This window comes from Streptomyces sp. NPDC049879, from assembly GCF_044461265.1.
In the GTDB taxonomy this organism is placed as follows: domain Bacteria; phylum Actinomycetota; class Actinomycetes; order Streptomycetales; family Streptomycetaceae; genus Streptomyces.
Genome location: NZ_JBITKT010000001.1, coordinates 949,131 through 965,511 on the forward strand (window position 1 = coordinate 949,131; position 16,381 = coordinate 965,511).

The following is a 16,381-nucleotide window of genomic DNA, read 5'->3' on the forward strand; positions in this document are numbered from 1 at the left end:
CCCCTGGGACAGGCGAAGCAGCGGTCAACGGGAGGAAACGTATGCGATCGAACAGCCTGGCAAGGTCAGTCGCGGGTGTCGCCCTCGTCATCGGGATCAGCGCCGGAGGGCTGGCGGGCGCGGGCTTCGCGGCGCCCCAGCCGACCGCCGGAGCGGGGGCGGCGGAGGCCGGGGACGTCGGCGTGCGCGCGGTGAACAACCTCGGCCTGAGCACGCAGCAGGCCAAGTACGTGCAGTGCTTCCTGCGCGTCGAGTCGACGTACACCGGCGCCATCGACGGAGCGCTGGGCAACGGCAGTTGGGCCGCCATGCAGCGTCACCTCGCCGCGTACTGGGGCTACCCCGCCAACCAGATCGACGGGGCCGTCGGCCCCAACACGCTGAAGGCGCTCCAGAGGATGCTGGCCTACGGCTACGGGTACAGCGGCAGCATCGACGGGCTCGACGGGCCGAAGACCCGTGCCGCCTTCGCGAGGTTCGCCAACGACCAGCGCGGCTACTGCTGAGACCCGATGACCGCGGCCCGTCCTTCGGGGAGGGAAGGGCGGGCCGCGTCGCGGCGCCCCGGCGGGCGGGGGAGTGCGTTCGCGCCCGGGATCGTTGCCGTTGTGGAGGCGGTGCGGGCGGCCGGGGGCCGGACCACGGTCGTACGCCGTCCCCGTGCGCGCGCAACCAGCGCCGGGTGTGCAGTCGCACCCGCCCGTGACACCCTTGTCCCGGGCGGCTCCGTGGTGCGGGGCGCCCTGTGACGCATCGGGAGGTGTCAGTGGCCACATCCACAGCGGTGGTGTGGGTGACGGGGTTCGGAGCCGTAGCGGTGAGCATCGGCGTAACGGCGTGCGTACGGGCGTGGGCACAGGTGCAGATAGCCAGGATCGAGACCAAGCGGGGCACCGCACCGGGCCGCCCGCGCTAAGCCGGGGGATTCACTCGAAAGGGTGATAAACGATCAGGATGACGCTGGATGCGCTCGCTTGTGGCGTACTTGATGCATGTGATGAGCGGGTTTTGTGGCTTCTCGATCGAGTGGGTGGATGGGGCGTCGGCTGGGCGACTTGGCCAGGGCGGCAATTGTCAGTGGCCGTGGCTAGCTTCCTCGTGTCGATGTCTGTCGGAGGAGGAAACCATGTCACCAGAACCGTCATTCGTCCCTCGGGGAAGCCGCGGCGTTCAACGCCTCTGGGTCTGGACGATGGCGCTCACGGCGAATGGTGGCAAGTGTGTGTACTGCGACCAGTCCGAAGCCGAGACCCTGGAACACGAGCAGCCGGTGGCGGGCAACGGGCACGACGTCTGGTGGAATCTGCTACCGGCCTGTGACCGGTGCAATGGTTGGAAACTGCGCCACACCGCTGCCGAGTGGGTGGTCGATATGAAAATGCAACTCCATCGGCCAAACGCGCACTTCACGAAGAACACGCTGCCGCTGACCACGGTCGAAGGGATACTCGGCCGTGTCGAGCACACACGTAGGGAGATCCGGGACCGTGACCGGTCGCGGTGGTTCGAGCACCACTACGGCAACTCGGCCAGGCCCGCCCGGCGCGCTGAGATCCACGAGATAGCCCGGGAATGCGGTAGGTCGCTGGCCCGCTATCCGCACAGGCCATGGACGACCCCGGAAAGCCCGGGGACCAATGGGCAGTTCTGCACGCGCCGGATGTGCTGCCCCGACAGCCACCCGGACGCGCAGATGGAGACGCTGATGCTCGGCCGCCTCGACTACCACAGGTTTCACGTCGCCGCGTTCGAGGAGCGTCTCCACCCAGGTGACCTGCTCGGCAATCTCGTCCGGCGCTATCTCACAGAGCGGGGCGGGCGGTGACAGCGCGGTTGCTGTGCGGGTGCTCGCGGGGCAGCGGGTCAGGGATGGAGAGGTCAGGAGCTTGTACGCAGACCGCCTGAGGGGAGGGGAAGAGTCAGCGGGGTCCGGCCGGATGTGTCCCGCAGCGCTGAGGTCACGTCCGGGGGGAGTGCGGTCAGGCCCAGCAGGCCCGTCGCCAGTGTCGCCGTGGTCCGGTGCCAGTCGCGGGCGCGGCGCAGCATCGCGTGGTCGCCGCCGTTCACCACCAGGCGGCAGACCGCCGCCCCCGCGGCGCGGGCGTGGGTGGCGAGGGCCAGTGAGCCGTGCGGGTCGGTGATGCGGTCCGCGTCGCCGTGCAGCAGGACCGTACGCGTCCCGGTGAGCTGGTCCACCGGCTCGTCCGGCGGGCACCACGGCGCCAGCGCCACCACGCCGCGTACGCCCGTACGGCCCGCCGCCCGCAGCGCCGCGCGGCCGCCCATCGAGTGACCCACCAGCACCACCGGCACGGGACCGAACCGGCGCGCCACCTCCGTCAGCGCGTCCTCCGCGTCCCGCAGCGCGTCGGCGCGCCCGCCGTTCCAGCCGCGGTGCCGGTAGCGGACGACGCCGGTGACGACGCCCTGCCCGCCCGCCGCCGCCCGCACGGCGCGCGCGAACGGCAGCATGCGCAGCGCCGGCAGGTTCCACCTGCGCGGGCGGCCCAGGCCGTCCGACCGGCCGCCGTGCAGGAAGAGCACCACGCCCTCCGCACCCTCCGGTCCGGCGCCGCCGCCGGTGCGCATGACCAGGGCCCGGTGCCGTTCCATGTGCCGCCTCCTCACTCCCGAACTCCCGAGCGAGTCCGGTCCCTGCTCCTTCTTCGGCGCCGGGACCGTCCCCGGATGGGTCCGTCCGGCTGATTCCCCGCATTTTCTTCCCGCGCCGACCAATCCGCGCCCGCCCCGGCGACGAAGCACCTGTGAACCTGACAGGCAGTGGTGGCGGAAGGGGCGGACACATGGCACAGGACCGGCGGCGGGTGGCAGTCGTGGGGTCGGGCGTCGCGGGGCTGACCGCCGCGTACGTCCTGCGCCGCGCCGACGACGTGACGCTGTTCGAGGCCGACACGCGGCTCGGCGGCCACGCCCACACGCACGAACTGCCCGGCCCCGACAACACCCTGATCGCCGTGGACAGCGGCTTCATCGTCCACAACGAACGCACGTACCCCACCCTGCTGCGGCTCTTCCGCGAACTCGGCGTGCAGACGCAGGACTCCGAGATGAGCATGTCCGTACGCTGCGAGGGCTGCGGCCTGGAGTACGCGGGCGCGCGCGGCCCGCGCGGCCTGTTCGCCCAGCCGCGTAACGCGTTCCGCCCCCGCTACCTGGAGATGCTGGCGCAGGTCCCCGTCTTCCACCGCGCCGCCCGCAGGCTGCTCGACTCCTCGCCGCACGCGGGGGAGCCGACGTTCGGCGAATTCCTCGCCGCCGGGGGCTACTCCGACTACTTCGTCACGCACTTCGCCACACCGCTCGTCTCCGCCGTCTGGTCCTGCTCGGCGTCGACCGCGCTGCGCTACCCCGCCCGCTACCTGTTCCGCTTCCTCGCCCACCACGGGCTGCTGAGCATCTCCGGATCACCCACCTGGAAGACGGTGACGGGCGGCTCCCGCTCGTACGTGGACCGCGTCGCGAAGGAGCTGACGTCCGTACGGACCGCCACGCCGGTGCGCGCGCTGCGGCGGTTCCAGCGCGGTGTGGGCGTGACGACGGGCGACGGCGCCACCGCGCTGTTCGACGCCGTCGTCGTCGCTGTCCACCCCGACCAGGCGCTGCGGATGCTGGCCGACCCGACCGAGGACGAACGCCGCGTCCTCGGCGCGTTCCGCTACTCCCGCAATCCCACGCTCCTCCACACCGACACGTCCCTGCTGCCCCGCGCGTCCGGCGCCCGCGCCTCCTGGAACTACCTCATGCCGTCCTGCACGGCCGCCGCCGACCGGGTGCGCGTCAGCTACGACCTGACGCGCCTCCAGCGGCTCCCCGGCCCGGCGACGCACGTCGTCACGCTCGGCGGCGAGGACCGCGTGGACCCGGACCGGCTGCTGGCCCGCATGGACTACGAACACCCCATCTACACCCCTGAGTCGGTCGCCGCCCAGGCCCGGCTGCCCCGGCTCAATACCCCCGTCACCGCGTACGCCGGGGCTTACCACGGCTGGGGCTTCCACGAGGACGGCTGCCGCTCCGGCGTGGAAGCCGCCCGCGCGCTGGGGGTCGCCTGGTGACGGTCCGCCCGGTGACGCCCGCCCTGTACGCGTCGCAGGTGACGCACGTCCGCACCAGCCCGCTGCGCCACCTCGTACGCCACCGCACGTACCTGTGGCTGCTGGACCCCGATCACCCGCCCCGCATCCCCCTGCCGCTGCGCCCCCTCGCCCGCTTCGGCGCACGCGACCACTTCGACGGCACCCACCGCACCATCCGCGCCGGCCTCGACGCGTACCTCGCCACCCAGGGCGTCGAACTGCACGGCGGACCCGTGCTGATGCTCACCCACGCGCGCGTCCTGGGCTACGTCTTCAACCCCCTGACGCTCTACTGGTGCCACGACCCCGACGGCACGCAGGTCTGCGTCGTCGCCGAGGTGCACAACACGTACGGGCAGCGGCACTGCTACCTGCTGCGCACCGACGCCGACCACCGCGCGCGCGTGCCCAAGGAGTTCTACGTGTCGCCGTTCTTCCCCGTTGACGGCGCCTACCGCATGCGGCTCCCCGCACCCAGCGCACGCCTCGACGTCACCATCCACCTCGACCGCGACGGCGGCACCCCGTTCACCGCCACCCTGCGCGGCACCCGCCGCCCCGCCACCCCCGCCGCGCTGCTGCGGGCCGCGCTGCGCCATCCGTGGTCCACCGCCGCCGTGTCGGCGGCCATCCGCGCGCACGGCATACGACTGTTCCTGCGCGGCCTGCCCGTCCAGCCGCGCCCACCCCACACCCCTACACCGCACAAGACCCAGGAGGGCACGCGATGAACGCCCCCGTCGCACGGAAGCCGAGCCCGACCGTCCCGGCCGTGGACCCGGCCCGCTGGCCCGACGTGGCCGCCATACCGCCCGCCTCCCGCGCGCGTACCGCCATCACCCGCGCCGTCGTACGCCGCGCCCTCGCCCGCCTGCCCCTGACCGCCCGGTTCCCCGACGGCACCACCCTCGGCACGGGCGGCCCGCGCCTGGAGATCCACGACACCGACGCGTTCCTCCGCCGCCTCGGCACGGAGGGCCTGATCGGCTTCGGCGAGTCGTACATGGCGGGGGAGTGGGACGCGCCCGAACTCGCCGCCGTCCTCACCGTGCTGGCCCGGCACGTCGGCACCCTCGTGCCCGCCCCCCTCCAGCGCCTCCGCCGCCTCTGGGCCCGCCGCACACCCCACGCCCACCGCAACACCCCGGAAGGCGCCCGGCGCAACATCCAGCAGCACTACGACCTGTCCAACGACCTGTTCGCCCTCTTCCTCGACGACACGCTGACGTACTCCGCCGCCCTCTTCGACCGCATCCCCGCCCGCCAGGCCGACCTCGCCGACGCCCAGCGCCGCAAGATCGACCGGCTCCTCGACCTCGCCGGCGTCCGCGACGGCACACGCCTGCTGGAGATCGGCACCGGCTGGGGCGAACTCGCCATCCGCGCCGCCGCACGCGGCGCGCACGTCGTGTCCGTCACCCTCTCCCACGAGCAACGCGCCCTCGCCCTCGACCGCATCCGCCGCGCGGGCCACGCCGACCGCGCCCAGGTCCTGCTGCGCGACTACCGCGAGATCGACGGCACGTACGACGCCATCGTCAGCGTCGAGATGATCGAAGCGGTGGGCGCCGAATTCTGGCCCGCCTACTTCACCGCGCTCGACCGGCTCCTCGCACCCGGCGGCAAGGTCGCCCTCCAGGCCATCACCATGCCCGACGACCGCATGCGCGCCACCCGAACGGGCTACACGTGGATCCACAAGTACGTGTTCCCCGGCGGCAAGATCCCGTCCACCGAAGCCATCGACCGCACCGTCACCCGCCACACCCGCCTGCGCATCGCCGCGCACGACGGCTTCGGCCCCCACTACGCCGAAACCCTCCGCCTGTGGCGCGAACGCTTCACCGCCCGCACCGACGACGCCGCCGCCCTCGGCTTCGACCCCGTCTTCCACCGCCTGTGGACCTTCTACCTCGCCTACTGCGAAGCCGGATTCACCGCCCGCTACCTCGACGTCCGCCAGCTGCTGCTCACCCGCAAGGAGACCGCGTGAAGAACGTCGCCCCCGCGCTGACCGACCTCCTCGCCCACGCCCTCGGCGGACGCCCGCCCATCCGCCTGCGCGCCTGGGACGGCAGCCAGGCCGGACCACCCGGCGCACCCCTCGTCGTCCTGCGCACCCCCCGCGCCCTGCGCCGCCTCCTCTGGCAGCCCGACGAACTCGGCCTCGCCCAGGCGTACGTCACGGGCGACCTCGATGTCGAAGGCGACCTCTCCGACGCCCTGCGCACCCTGTGGGGCGCCGCCAGGGAACGCGGCCTGCACCCGCCCGCCCCCACCCCGGCCGCCCGCGCCCGCGCCGCACTCCTCGCCCTGCGCACCGGCGCCATCGGACCCCGCCCACCCGCCCCCGCCTCCCAGGCCCGGCTGTCCGGCACGCTCCACAGCAAGGCCCGCGACAAGGCGGCGATCAGCCACCACTACGACCTGTCCAACGAGTTCTACGCCCTGCTCCTCGACCCCACCATGGCCTACTCCTGCGGCTACTGGACCGACAGCGGCGACCCCACCTACGGCCTCGCCGACGCCCAGCGCGACAAACTGGACCTGATCTGCCGCAAGCTCCGCCTCACCCCCGACGCCCGCCTCCTCGACATCGGCTGCGGCTGGGGCTCCCTCACCCTCCACGCCGCCGAACACCACAAGGCCCGCGTCGACGCCGTCACCCTCTCCGCCGAGCAGCGCGACCACGTACGCGCCCTCGTCACCGAACGCGGCCTCGACGACCGCGTCCGCGTCGAACTGCGCGACTACCGCGACCTCGACAGCGGCGGCTACGACGCCGTCGCCACCGTCGAGATGGGCGAACACGTCGGCGACCCGCAGTACCCCGCGTTCGCCGCCGTCCTCCACCGCGCGCTGCGCCCGCACGGCCGCCTCCTCGTCCAGCAGATGTCCCGCGGCGCGAACGCCCCCGGCGGCGGCCCGTTCATCGAGGCCTACATCGCCCCCGACATGCACATGCGCCCCCTCGGCCGCACCATCGGCATGCTGGAGGACGCCGGCCTCGAAGTGCGCCACGCCGAATCGCTGCGCGAGCACTACACGCGGACCATCGACGCGTGGCGCGACCGCCTCGAAACGCTGTGGCCGCAGGCCGTGGACCTGGTCGGCGAGGAGACCGCCCGCGTGTGGCGGCTCTACCTGGCGGGCTCCTCCCTCGCGTTCGCCGAACACCGCATGGGCGTCGACCAGATCCTCGCCGCACGGCCCGGCGCGGACGGGAGCGCGCGGTGAGCGGCTTCGCCTGGGGCGCCTTCGGGCTGAACGCGGCGGTGGCGGCGGGCGCCGCCCTCGCCGTCATGCTCATCACCTTCGCCGTGGCCGTCGCCAGAGGGCTGCACCGGATCGTCGACGTCGCCTGGGGCCTCGGCTTCGCGGCCGTCGCCGCCGCCTCGTACGCCGTCTCCGCCGCCACCGGCACCGGCGACCCCGTACGCCGCGCCCTGGCGCTCGCCCTCACCGCCGCCTGGGGCCTGCGGCTCGCCGTCCACATCGCCCGGCGCGGCGGCGGCCACGGCGAGGACCCGCGCTACGAACGCATGCTCGCGCGGGCGCCCGGCAACCGGAACGCCTACGCCCTCCGCAAGATCTACCTGCTCCAGGGCGCGCTGGTGTGGCTCGTGTCGCTGCCGGTGCAGGCCGCCTGCCACGTGGACGCGGGCGCCGGACCCGTGACGTACGCGGGCGCCGTCGTGTGGCTCGCCGGACTGGTCTTCGAGGCGGTCGGCGACCACCAGCTCGCCCGTTTCAAGTCCGACCCGGCGCACCACGGCGTGATCATGGACCGCGGCCTGTGGAGCTGGACGCGGCACCCCAACTACTTCGGCGACTTCCTCGTCTGGTGGGGCCTGTTCATGATGGTCTGCGACAGCTGGCAGGCGGCGGCGCTCACCGTCGTGTCGCCGGTCGTGATGAGCCTGCTGCTGACCCGCGGCAGCGGCGTGGCCCTGCTGGAACGCCACATGGCCGACCGCCCCGGCTGGAAGGAATACACCGCCCGCACCCCCGCCTTCTTCCCCCGCCCGCCACGCCGCTGAACCCGTTCACCCGAAGAGGGCGAGGAGGCGTTCGGCGCGGGCGGTGGGACGGACGCGGACGGTCCGCCCCTCCCGGTCCCGTACGACCAGCCCGGCCGCCTCCAGCTGGCGGCAGTGGTACGTCGTGGTGGCGGGCGTGCAGGCGAGGAGGGCGGAGAGTTCGCCCATGGTGGGGTGGGCGTGCAGCGCGCGCAGGAGGGCGGCGCGGGCCGTGCCGACGAGCGCGGTCAGGCCGTCCGGGGCGGGGGCCGGGGGAGCGGCGGGCGAGTCCCACAGCCGCGCGAGGCCCGGGACGGGGTAGCCGACCCACACGAGGTCGTGCCGGTGGACGGCGGACAGCGCGGCCCCCGGGCCCGTCACCAGCGGCACGAGCACCAGGCTCCGGTCACCGAGCCGGAAGTCGGTCTCGCGGGGGTCGGGCAGGTGCAGCGTGCCGTCGCGGTAGGGGAACCGGGGGCTGAGCCCGGCCAGCAGAGGCCCGAGCGCATCGTGGACGGCGGCGACGCCGACGCGTTCCGTCTCGCGTGCCAGCAGCCCGTCCGCCGCCCGCCAGACCGGCGCGAACGCGCCGCCCAGGCCGCGCATCACCCGCGCGTGCGCGGCGATCCACGCGCGCGGCCGGTCCACCACGGGCCGCCACTGCGGCGGCACACCGCCGGGGAAGTCCCGTTCCAGCTCGGCGAGCAGGACGTCGGGCGACAGGTCCGCGAGCCGTTCGAGGTGGGTGGCTGCGTCGCCCCGCCCCACCGACGCGGTGGGCGCGAGGCAGTCGGGGATGAGCGACGCCTTCGGCGCGAACAACGGCCGCAGCACACGCCCCGCGTCCGGCGCCGCCGCATCCCGGACGAGCCGCTGCCAGCCACGCGGCACCTGATGCGGACGCCCACCGAACACGGCGGCGGCGAGCGACAACAACGTCGCCCCCTCGTGCACCACGACCCGAACCCGCACACGCTCCAACGGCCCGAGATGCAACGCAGAAGTACTCATCGGCCCCCCAACCGGTCGCCCTCGCCGTCAGTTTGACGCCTCCTCAACAATCCGGCACCGCACCGCACCGAAGAGCACCCTCATCACCACGGCAGCCGCGGGGGCCTCGGACTGGCGAACAGGGCGACCGCACTCCCACCTTCGTATAATCTGCCGCCTCAGCCGACTTCAGGGTCGCCGCGATACCTCGCCAGCTGAACAACGCGCCCTGCCCAATGGCAAATTTTCTGATGCATGACGAATCGGCTACCGTTTCGAAGTGGCCGCCTTTCAGACGGCCGAGACCAATGGCAGCTGTTTCAGGAACGGCTGAGGATCGCAACTTGGAAGCCTGCGGGGTCCTGTTCCATCTGCACTGAACAGAAGACGGACCGAAAGGATTATCTTTCGGTCCGTCTTCCTTGTTGTTTTGTGTGGATGCCGGCCATCGTCCGCGAATTCCGCGTGTTGCGCCCACTGTCTGACGAGAGGGCTCTAGCGTGGTCTACCAGTGCCCACAGGCTTCCAAGAAAGAGGTGCCATGACGTTCTATGCGATGCCGCCTACGTGGTGGGTGTGGTGGTGGATCACCTTGAGCGCGGTGCTGCTGGCGCTGATGCGCCGCAGCCGTCTGGGTATGTCGCTCGACGCGCGGCTCGCCTGGTCGAGACAAGAGGGATTGCGTACTTCCGCCGCACTGTCGGTGCTGTGCCGGAAGCCATTGACCTGGTAGGCCTCGGTCCGAGGCAATCACCTGTAAGGGGTGGCCGTGAGGATAGCGGCGGCACGGTCTCGCTTGGGACTGTGCCGACCGAAAGCCGGCCAGGTGGACGACACATCTCGGGCGAACCTCAGACGCCGGTCCGCAGCTTTCGCGCCCGCTTCGTCGGTCAAAGCCCGATCACCACAGCGGCCGTCGTCAATCACCTCAACGACCTGCCCGGGCATGCGGGATCGGGTTCTTCCGACGTGCGACGACGGCGCGAGACAGGACTTCTGCTGTACGCCCAGAGTTCGCCGGATTCAGCGGCTACCCTCACCACGACGCCGACCGCAGCGCCCGCCTTCTCCACCCCGCCGGACATCGCTCCGGAACCACAGGTATGGCTGGGATGCCCGGACCGCGCCGAAGGGGAATGCCTGATTACTGCCGACTCGTCCCGCCCGGTAGCCTCACGAGCCAACTGCGCTGGGCGATACGGGCTGGTGAAAGCCGAGTGGCAGCCACCCTCCGAGGCGGCTGAGGATCGCAACGACCGTGCCATCCGATCGATGTCTGACATGCACGATTTCGGGGGCCCCTGGGCTCGGGGCGAGGGGTGCGGTTACCGTCGGGGGGTGATGTTCGATCCTGCCGATCCCGCGTTCCTCGACGACCCCTACCCCGCGTTCGCCGCCCTCCGCGAGCGCGGGCCGGTGCACCCGCACGAGGGGCTCGGGCTGCCCGTGGCCGTCTCGCACGCCGCGTGCGCCGCGATCCTCCGGGACCGGTCGGCCGGCCGCATCTGGCGCGACAAGGAGCCCGCCGCCGCGTTCCCCGCTTTCAACATGCTCCACCGCAACTCCCTCCTCGAAGCCGAGCCGCCCCGCCACACCCGGCTGCGCCGCCTGATCTCCGCCGCCTTCGGCCGCGGCCACACCGAGCGCCTCAAGCCCCGCGTCCAGGCCATCGCCGACGCCATGACCGGGCGCCTCGCCGACGCGATCGCCGCGGACGGTTCCGCCGACCTGCTCGTCCACCTGGCCGCCCCGATGCCCGTGGAGGTGATCGCCGAGCTGCTCGGCGTGCCCACCGCCGACCGCCCCCGCCTCCAGCCGTGGTCCAACGCGATCGTGAAGATGTACGAGTACGGCCTCCCCCCGGAGGGCGCGGCGGCGGCCGAGGCGGCGTCCGCCGAGTTCGTCGCGTACCTGACCGCGCTCGCCGAGGACCGCGCGCGCCACCCCGGCGACGACCTGGTCAGCGACCTCGTCTCGGTGCGCGACGGCGGCGACCGCCTCTCGGCCGACGAACTCGTCGGCACCGCCGTCCTGTTGCTGATGGCCGGGCACGAGGCGACCGTCAACGTCATCGGCAACGGCGTCCTCGCCCTCCTCCGCCACCGCGACCAGTGGGACCGCCTCGTCGCCTCACCCGCGCTCCTGCCCACCGCCGTCGAGGAACTGATCCGCTACGACGCGCCCCTCCAGCTCTTCGAACGCACCGCGACCGCCCCCACCACCGTCGCCGGCCACGAGCTGGCCCCCGGCGACCGCATCGCCGCCCTCCTCGGCGCCGCGGCCCGCGACCCCGCCGTCTTCACCGACCCCGACACCCTCGACATCGGCCGCACCCCCAACCCCCATCTCGGCTTCGGCGCGGGCATCCACTACTGCGTCGGCGCGCCCCTCGCCCGCGCCGAGGTCGCCGCCGCCCTCGCCGCCCTCACCACGCGCCTGCCGGACTTGCGCCTGGCCGACGAGCCCGCCCGCCGCCCGGAGTTCGTCATCCGCGGCCTGCGCGAGCTGCGCGTCACCACGTCCGGGTGAACGCGGCCGGTGCGGCGCCGCGCTGTCCCTAGACTCGGGGCCGAGCAGCCGACCGGGAGGAACAGAGCATGCGCCCCGAGCGCTTCCAGCAGTTCGTCATCGACACCTACCGCGCCGAGGGCCTGGAGGCCGAGCCGTGGGCGGACGGTACGCGGCGCCCCTTCGGCGTCGCGGTGACCCTGCCAGGCGGCGCGCGGACGCGCCACGCCATCACCGTCCAGTCGCGCGACGGCGACCGGTACGCCGACCCGGAGGAGACGGTGGAGGGCGAGGCGCCCGCCCCCGCGGACGTCCCCGCGCCGGGCGGCGGACGTCCGGCCCCGGCCGCCGTGGAGAGCTACCTCACGGCGGTCCTCACCAACGCGGGCAGCCGCGAGATCATCCGCGTCTACGCCTACTCGGACCGCGAACAGCCCGCCACCCGCCCCGGCTTCGGCGTCCTCTTCCACAGCGGCGCCCGCGCGTTCTGCCTGCTGGACGGCGACGCGTCCTGACGCCCGCCCGCCCGTACGGTTCGGGTACGAACCCGCGTCCAGGTCGTTACCCACCCCCGTACAACGCACGCCCGCCGATGGCTGTCATACGAGGCACCGACATCTTCCGTGAGTCACTGTGAGGCCCGTATGAAGCTCAGCCGTTCCATCGCCGTCGCCGCGGCGTCCGCGTCCGCCGTCCTGCTGCCGTTCGCGGGCTCGGCGCAGGCGGCGCAGGTTCCCGCCGCGCCGGTGACCCCGGCGGACGGCGTCGAGTGCGGTGAGGAGGCGGGCGAGGTGCCGGTGACCGTCGAGGTGACGGACGCGCCCGACGCCCTGGTGGCGGGCGAGTGGGACGAACTGACCGTCCGCTGGACCAACACCGGCGACGAGCCCCTCGCGAACCTCTACCTGTACGCCGACCTGTGGGCCTACACCGACGAGGAGGAGGCCGACTCCTGGCCGGTGGACATCGAGTGGCAGGCGCCGGACGGCTGGCAGGACGTGCCGTTCGAGTCCGACCTGGCGTGGGGCCACTTCGCCGTCGCGCGGGACGTCCAGCCGGGCGACCACGTCGAGTTGCTGCTGCGCGTCCAGGTGACCGAGAGCCCTGACGGCTTCGCGGATACCAGCTTCGGCAGCATGAACGTGCTGGAGGGCGACGCCTGCCGCTGGGGCGAGGACGCCTATGCCACCTTCGACGTCGAGGGCAACCTGGACGCGGTCGAGCCCGTGCCGACGGACGAGCCGACCGATGAGCCCACCGCCGCGCCGACCGACGCGCCCACGGACGAGCCCACCGCCGAGCCGACCCAGTCCGCGACCCCGGCCCCGGCCCCGACAGGCCCCGAACTGGCCGACACCGGCGCCGACTCGTCGCTCCCGCTGATCGGCGGCGCCGCCGCGCTCGCGCTGGCCGCCGGTGCGGGCGTCGTCCTCGCCGCGCGCCGCAAGGGTGCCCGTACGGACGCCTGACGCTGTCGGTCAGGGCGCGGTCCAGCCGGTGGCTGCCGCCCAGCGCTCGGCCGCGCCCATCAGCACGTCGGTCGCCGGTGCCTTGATCTGCCCGTACGCGGGCAGGTCGGGCACGCTGGCGGCGAGCCGCCGTTTGAACTCGCCCCAAGCGTCCCGTGCTTGGCTGTCCGCCCGCAGGTAGTCGCGGAATAGCAGCGCGTACCGCGCGCCGGGCCCGCCGTGCTCCCGCAGGTGCACGTTGCATGCCCGCTCGCCCGGCGGCGGCGCGAAGACGAGCTTGGGGCGGCGCTGCCCCGACGACACCTCGGAACGGTTCCACGGCTCGGGGCGACAGCGGAAGCCGATGGCGGCCAGGGGCGGGATGCCGGTGGCCGGATCGACGGTCTCCACGCGGACCTGGACGTCCACGCAGTCTTTCGCCGCGAGGCCGGGCACCGACGTGGACCCCACATGGTCGATCCCGAGAACCACCCCACCGAGCGCCACCCGCAACCGCACGGCGAGCCGCTGAAACTCCCCTGGCCACTCGGCCCGATAGGGGACGACGGCGACCGGCTTCACTTCATCGGGAAACGGCACGCCGCCGCACGCTACCGTGAAAGGCGCGGACGGGAACCCCGGTCCGCCCTAGCCATCGGTGCGCGGCTCTCCGACACCACTTCGGAACCACAAGCATGGCAGGAATCCCCGGATCGCACCGAAGGAAAATGTCCGGTTGCACCCAACTCGTGCGGCCCATCGGTCAGATGAAGTGACTACGCTGGGCGATACGAGCTGCAGAACAGCCGTGGCAGCCACCCTCCGGGACGGCTGAGGATCGCAACCCTCTGTGTCCCAGCGGCGGCGGCGGCGATCGAACGCGTGGCAGCCACCCTCCGGGACGGCTGAGGATCGCAACACCGTGACGCCGCCCGCGACGGCGTACCGGCCGCACGGTGGCAGCCACCCTCCGGGACGGCTGAGGATCGCAACCCGTCGCCGACGAGGGTGATCTGCTGGCCTGGGGCGTGGCAGCCACCCTCCGGGACGGCTGAGGATCGCAACGGCCTCAATTTGCCTGTAAACCCTGGCTACGAAGGTGGTGGCAGCCACCCTCCGGGACGGCTGAGGATCGCAACATCATGCCTCTGCTGGGATGGTGCCCGGCCGGAGCCGGGGTGGCAGCCGCCCTTCGGGACGGCTGTGGATCGCAACCTCTTCTGGGGTGGCGGCTGCGCAGCCGCGTGGCAGCCACCTTCCGGGAAGGCTGAGAATCGCAATGCTTAGCACCAGGGGCAGCGTGGGCGGCAGAAGTTCAGGGTGGCAGTCGTCTTCCGGGGGTGGCTGGGGATCGCAATGCGATGGTCTGGGTGTGTGGTGATCCCGATGATGTGGTGGGTGGCTGCGGTCTTACCAAGAGCGGCCGTTTGGCAAGTTGGGCAGGTCTGGGGATGACAGGTGCAGCACCTTGTAGTGCTCGGTCGCGTCCTCGTCCCGTGTCGAGTTGTCCCGCCACAGGATGAAGCGCATCAACTGCCAGTGGTGTGGGTCGAATGCCAGTGCGGCCGTGTGGATGTCCTCGTGCTGTGCCAGCTCCCGCAGTTTCGCTGTCTCCCGTTCGATCCGTTCCGCGAGGCCCAGGCCGGAGCCGTCCGGGTCGGTGGTGAGGGGGGTGAGGCGGCGTGATGCCGCCTGCGGTGGTGTGGAACGTGCGGGGCCGGTGAAGGTCGCGATGCCGGTCCAGTGCCGTACGACCGGGCGGCCGAAGTCCCGGATGATGTTGTGGAATCCGCCGCCCCCGACGAGGAACTGCGCCATCGCGCCGGTGTCGTTCCACAGGTAGAAGGGCGCGTACTGGTTCACCGGCGACCCGTCGATGCCCCGTTCGCGGATCACGTAGGCCTTCAGGCCCAGGCCCGCGCGGTCGTCGAGGACGTGGCCGCCCCTGGCCACCCGCTCGCGGATGATGCCCATGTCGTAGTCGGCGGGCAGCGTGATCTCGTACTGCTTGGCGTACATGGTGGTCGTGCCTTTCGCGGTCAGGCGAGGTACGCGGAGTCGGTGACGTGCGCGCCGAGTTCGGCCTCGGTGCCGTCGTCGGCGACCTCCTGGACGGCCAGGTGGGTCATGAACGTGTCCGGGGCGGCGCCGTGCCAGTGCCACTCGCCGGGCGCCACGCGCACGGTGTCGCCCGGCCGCAGCGTCCGCACCGCCCCGCCGCGCGACTGGACGCGTCCGGTGCCCTCGGTGACGTGCAGGACCTGGCCGAACGGGTGCCGGTGCCACGCGGTGCGGGCGCCGGGTGCGAAGTGGACGCTGTCCACCCGGACGCGTGAAAGCCCCTCCGGCGCGGCGAGTTCGTCCACCCAGGCCGCGCCCGTGACCCACTCGGGCGGCGCGGCGGTGGTGGGGCGGGGGGTGGTGAAGAGGTGCATGCGCGGGGACGTCCGTTCTTTCTGCCGGCGGCGGTCCCGCCATGCTCACGCGAGCAGCATACATACTAGTAGGTACAGTCGAGCCGCGCGTCCCGCAGTACGCGGTCCACCGTCTCCGCCAGCGTGCTCGCCGCCGCCACGACCGTCTCCACCCCGCCGGGCAGCAGGTCCAGCGGTCGGTACCACGACCGCATCTCCCGCTCGCCGTACTCCGCCGCCTGCGGCTTCGTCGCGTGCCGCCGCAGCGTCTCGGCGAACGGGACGTCGAGGTAGAAGTGGCGCGTCAGCCCCCGGTGGTCGCGCCGCAGCGCCGCCAGCATGTCGCCGTAGTGCGCCGCGTACAGGATGCCTTCGAGCACGACGTGGTACCCGTGGTCGAGCGCGTAGCGGACGACGGTCTCGATGAGGCCGATGTTCGCGCCGCCCGGGACGTCCTTCTCGCGCAGCACGGTCCGCCGCAGGTTGTCCTGGCCGACGAGGGCGAGGCCGCGCCCGTACCGTGCGCGCACCCCGGCGGCGACCGAGGACTTGCCCGAGGCCGAGTTGCCGCGCAGCACGATGAGCCGGGTCGTGGCCGACCCCGTTCCGCCGCGCGCGGGGCCCGTGTGCCGGGCGGGGTGGGTGGGGTCTGGGTGATCGGAACTGATCGGGATCATCGGCACCTTCCGTCCCACAGGCACCAACAGCCCCACCCGTTACGCCCTTTGTCCTTCTCCGAGAGGAAGTACACGCTTTCTGTGTCAAAAGGGTTTCCCGTGCGAGGGAAAGTGGCTACCTTCACTGTCCGTACCGGCTTACTCGCGGGTCACCAGAGCTCCGGCGCGGCGGCGCGCGCCAGCGGTTCCGGTGCACCGACGGTTCATCCTCTCGTGCGCATCCGGAGG

17 protein-coding genes and 1 CRISPR repeat array are annotated in these 16,381 nt (G+C 72.5%); of the genes, 11 read left to right on the forward strand and 6 right to left on the reverse strand.

Going from position 1 to position 16,381, the window contains the following annotated elements; all coding sequences use genetic code 11:
- The first annotated feature begins 41 nt into the window (after positions 1 to 41).
- Entirely contained in the window at positions 42 to 506 is a 465-nt protein-coding gene (locus tag ACIBPC_RS04455) for a peptidoglycan-binding protein (RefSeq protein ID WP_398841197.1), read from the forward strand.
- Positions 507 to 1,126: 620 nt separating this feature from the next.
- Positions 1,127 to 1,825: an HNH endonuclease gene (locus ACIBPC_RS04460; protein ID WP_398841199.1), complete on the forward strand. Its 699-nt coding sequence runs from the start codon at positions 1,127 to 1,129 to the stop codon at positions 1,823 to 1,825.
- 53 nt (positions 1,826 to 1,878) lie between these two features.
- Here the strand turns inward: ACIBPC_RS04460 and ACIBPC_RS04465 are convergent, their stop codons facing one another.
- Positions 1,879 to 2,613: an alpha/beta hydrolase gene (locus ACIBPC_RS04465; protein ID WP_398841201.1), complete on the reverse strand. Its 735-nt coding sequence runs from the start codon at positions 2,611 to 2,613 to the stop codon at positions 1,879 to 1,881.
- Positions 2,614 to 2,804: 191 nt separating this feature from the next.
- Here ACIBPC_RS04465 and ACIBPC_RS04470 point away from each other — a divergent pair, with 191 nt between their 5' ends.
- From ACIBPC_RS04470 to ACIBPC_RS04490, 5 genes are read left to right on the forward strand one after another with little or no spacing between them, the layout of a single operon-like run.
- Positions 2,805 to 4,076 carry an NAD(P)/FAD-dependent oxidoreductase gene (locus ACIBPC_RS04470; RefSeq protein ID WP_398841203.1) on the forward strand — a complete coding sequence of 424 codons (1,272 nt, stop codon included), beginning with the start codon at positions 2,805 to 2,807 and terminating at the stop codon, positions 4,074 to 4,076.
- A gap of 11 nt (positions 4,077 to 4,087) precedes the next feature.
- Positions 4,088 to 4,828 carry a DUF1365 domain-containing protein gene (locus ACIBPC_RS04475; protein ID WP_398841205.1) on the forward strand — a complete coding sequence of 247 codons (741 nt, stop codon included), beginning with the start codon at positions 4,088 to 4,090 and terminating at the stop codon, positions 4,826 to 4,828.
- Complete coding sequence (locus ACIBPC_RS04480) at positions 4,825 to 6,090, forward strand: cyclopropane-fatty-acyl-phospholipid synthase family protein (protein ID WP_362962680.1); 1,266 nt, start codon at positions 4,825 to 4,827, stop codon at positions 6,088 to 6,090. Before ACIBPC_RS04475 ends, ACIBPC_RS04480 begins: the two co-directional genes overlap by 4 nt.
- The gene (locus ACIBPC_RS04485) at positions 6,087 to 7,334 is read left to right on the forward strand and encodes a class I SAM-dependent methyltransferase (protein ID WP_398841206.1); all 1,248 of its coding nucleotides are present in this window, start codon (positions 6,087 to 6,089) and stop codon (positions 7,332 to 7,334) included. Before ACIBPC_RS04480 ends, ACIBPC_RS04485 begins: the two co-directional genes overlap by 4 nt.
- Positions 7,331 to 8,137, forward strand: coding sequence for a DUF1295 domain-containing protein (locus ACIBPC_RS04490; RefSeq protein ID WP_398841208.1), 807 nt, complete (start codon positions 7,331 to 7,333; stop codon positions 8,135 to 8,137). Before ACIBPC_RS04485 ends, ACIBPC_RS04490 begins: the two co-directional genes overlap by 4 nt.
- A 6-nt stretch (positions 8,138 to 8,143) precedes the next feature.
- Here ACIBPC_RS04490 and ACIBPC_RS04495 read toward each other — a convergent pair whose 3' ends face one another.
- Complete coding sequence (locus ACIBPC_RS04495; RefSeq protein ID WP_398841209.1) at positions 8,144 to 9,073, reverse strand: hypothetical protein; 930 nt, start codon at positions 9,071 to 9,073, stop codon at positions 8,144 to 8,146.
- A gap of 574 nt (positions 9,074 to 9,647) precedes the next feature.
- Between ACIBPC_RS04495 and ACIBPC_RS04500 the strand changes: the two genes are divergently transcribed.
- From ACIBPC_RS04500 to ACIBPC_RS04515, 4 genes are all read left to right on the forward strand, one after another.
- Positions 9,648 to 9,839 (forward strand): hypothetical protein, encoded by a 192-nt coding sequence (locus ACIBPC_RS04500; RefSeq protein ID WP_398841211.1) that lies wholly within the window; start codon positions 9,648 to 9,650, stop codon positions 9,837 to 9,839.
- A gap of 608 nt (positions 9,840 to 10,447) precedes the next feature.
- On the forward strand, positions 10,448 to 11,635 hold the full coding sequence (locus tag ACIBPC_RS04505) for a cytochrome P450 (RefSeq protein WP_398841769.1): 1,188 nt from the start codon (positions 10,448 to 10,450) through the stop codon (positions 11,633 to 11,635).
- Positions 11,636 to 11,703: 68 nt separating this feature from the next.
- Positions 11,704 to 12,129 carry a hypothetical protein gene (locus ACIBPC_RS04510; protein WP_398841214.1) on the forward strand — a complete coding sequence of 142 codons (426 nt, stop codon included), beginning with the start codon at positions 11,704 to 11,706 and terminating at the stop codon, positions 12,127 to 12,129.
- 129 nt (positions 12,130 to 12,258) lie between these two features.
- Positions 12,259 to 13,083 carry a PT domain-containing protein gene (locus ACIBPC_RS04515; RefSeq protein ID WP_398841215.1) on the forward strand — a complete coding sequence of 275 codons (825 nt, stop codon included), beginning with the start codon at positions 12,259 to 12,261 and terminating at the stop codon, positions 13,081 to 13,083.
- A 9-nt stretch (positions 13,084 to 13,092) separates the two neighbouring features.
- Here the strand turns inward: ACIBPC_RS04515 and ACIBPC_RS04520 are convergent, their stop codons facing one another.
- From ACIBPC_RS04520 to ACIBPC_RS04535, 4 genes are all read right to left on the reverse strand, one after another.
- On the reverse strand, positions 13,093 to 13,662 hold the full coding sequence (locus tag ACIBPC_RS04520) for a GrpB family protein (RefSeq protein ID WP_398841217.1): 570 nt from the start codon (positions 13,660 to 13,662) through the stop codon (positions 13,093 to 13,095).
- Between the two features lie 208 nt (positions 13,663 to 13,870).
- A CRISPR array of direct repeats spans positions 13,871 to 14,420; the repeat unit is 37 nt; unit sequence GTGGCAGCCACCCTCCGGGACGGCTGAGGATCGCAAC.
- Positions 14,421 to 14,472: 52 nt separating this feature from the next.
- Positions 14,473 to 15,081 carry a DUF4865 family protein gene (locus ACIBPC_RS04525; RefSeq protein WP_398841218.1) on the reverse strand — a complete coding sequence of 203 codons (609 nt, stop codon included), beginning with the start codon at positions 15,079 to 15,081 and terminating at the stop codon, positions 14,473 to 14,475.
- Positions 15,082 to 15,101: 20 nt separating this feature from the next.
- Positions 15,102 to 15,497: a cupin domain-containing protein gene (locus tag ACIBPC_RS04530; RefSeq protein WP_398841220.1), complete on the reverse strand. Its 396-nt coding sequence runs from the start codon at positions 15,495 to 15,497 to the stop codon at positions 15,102 to 15,104.
- A gap of 65 nt (positions 15,498 to 15,562) precedes the next feature.
- Positions 15,563 to 16,153, reverse strand: coding sequence for a kinase (locus ACIBPC_RS04535; RefSeq protein WP_398841222.1), 591 nt, complete (start codon positions 16,151 to 16,153; stop codon positions 15,563 to 15,565).
- Between the last annotated feature and the right edge of the window lie 228 nt (positions 16,154 to 16,381).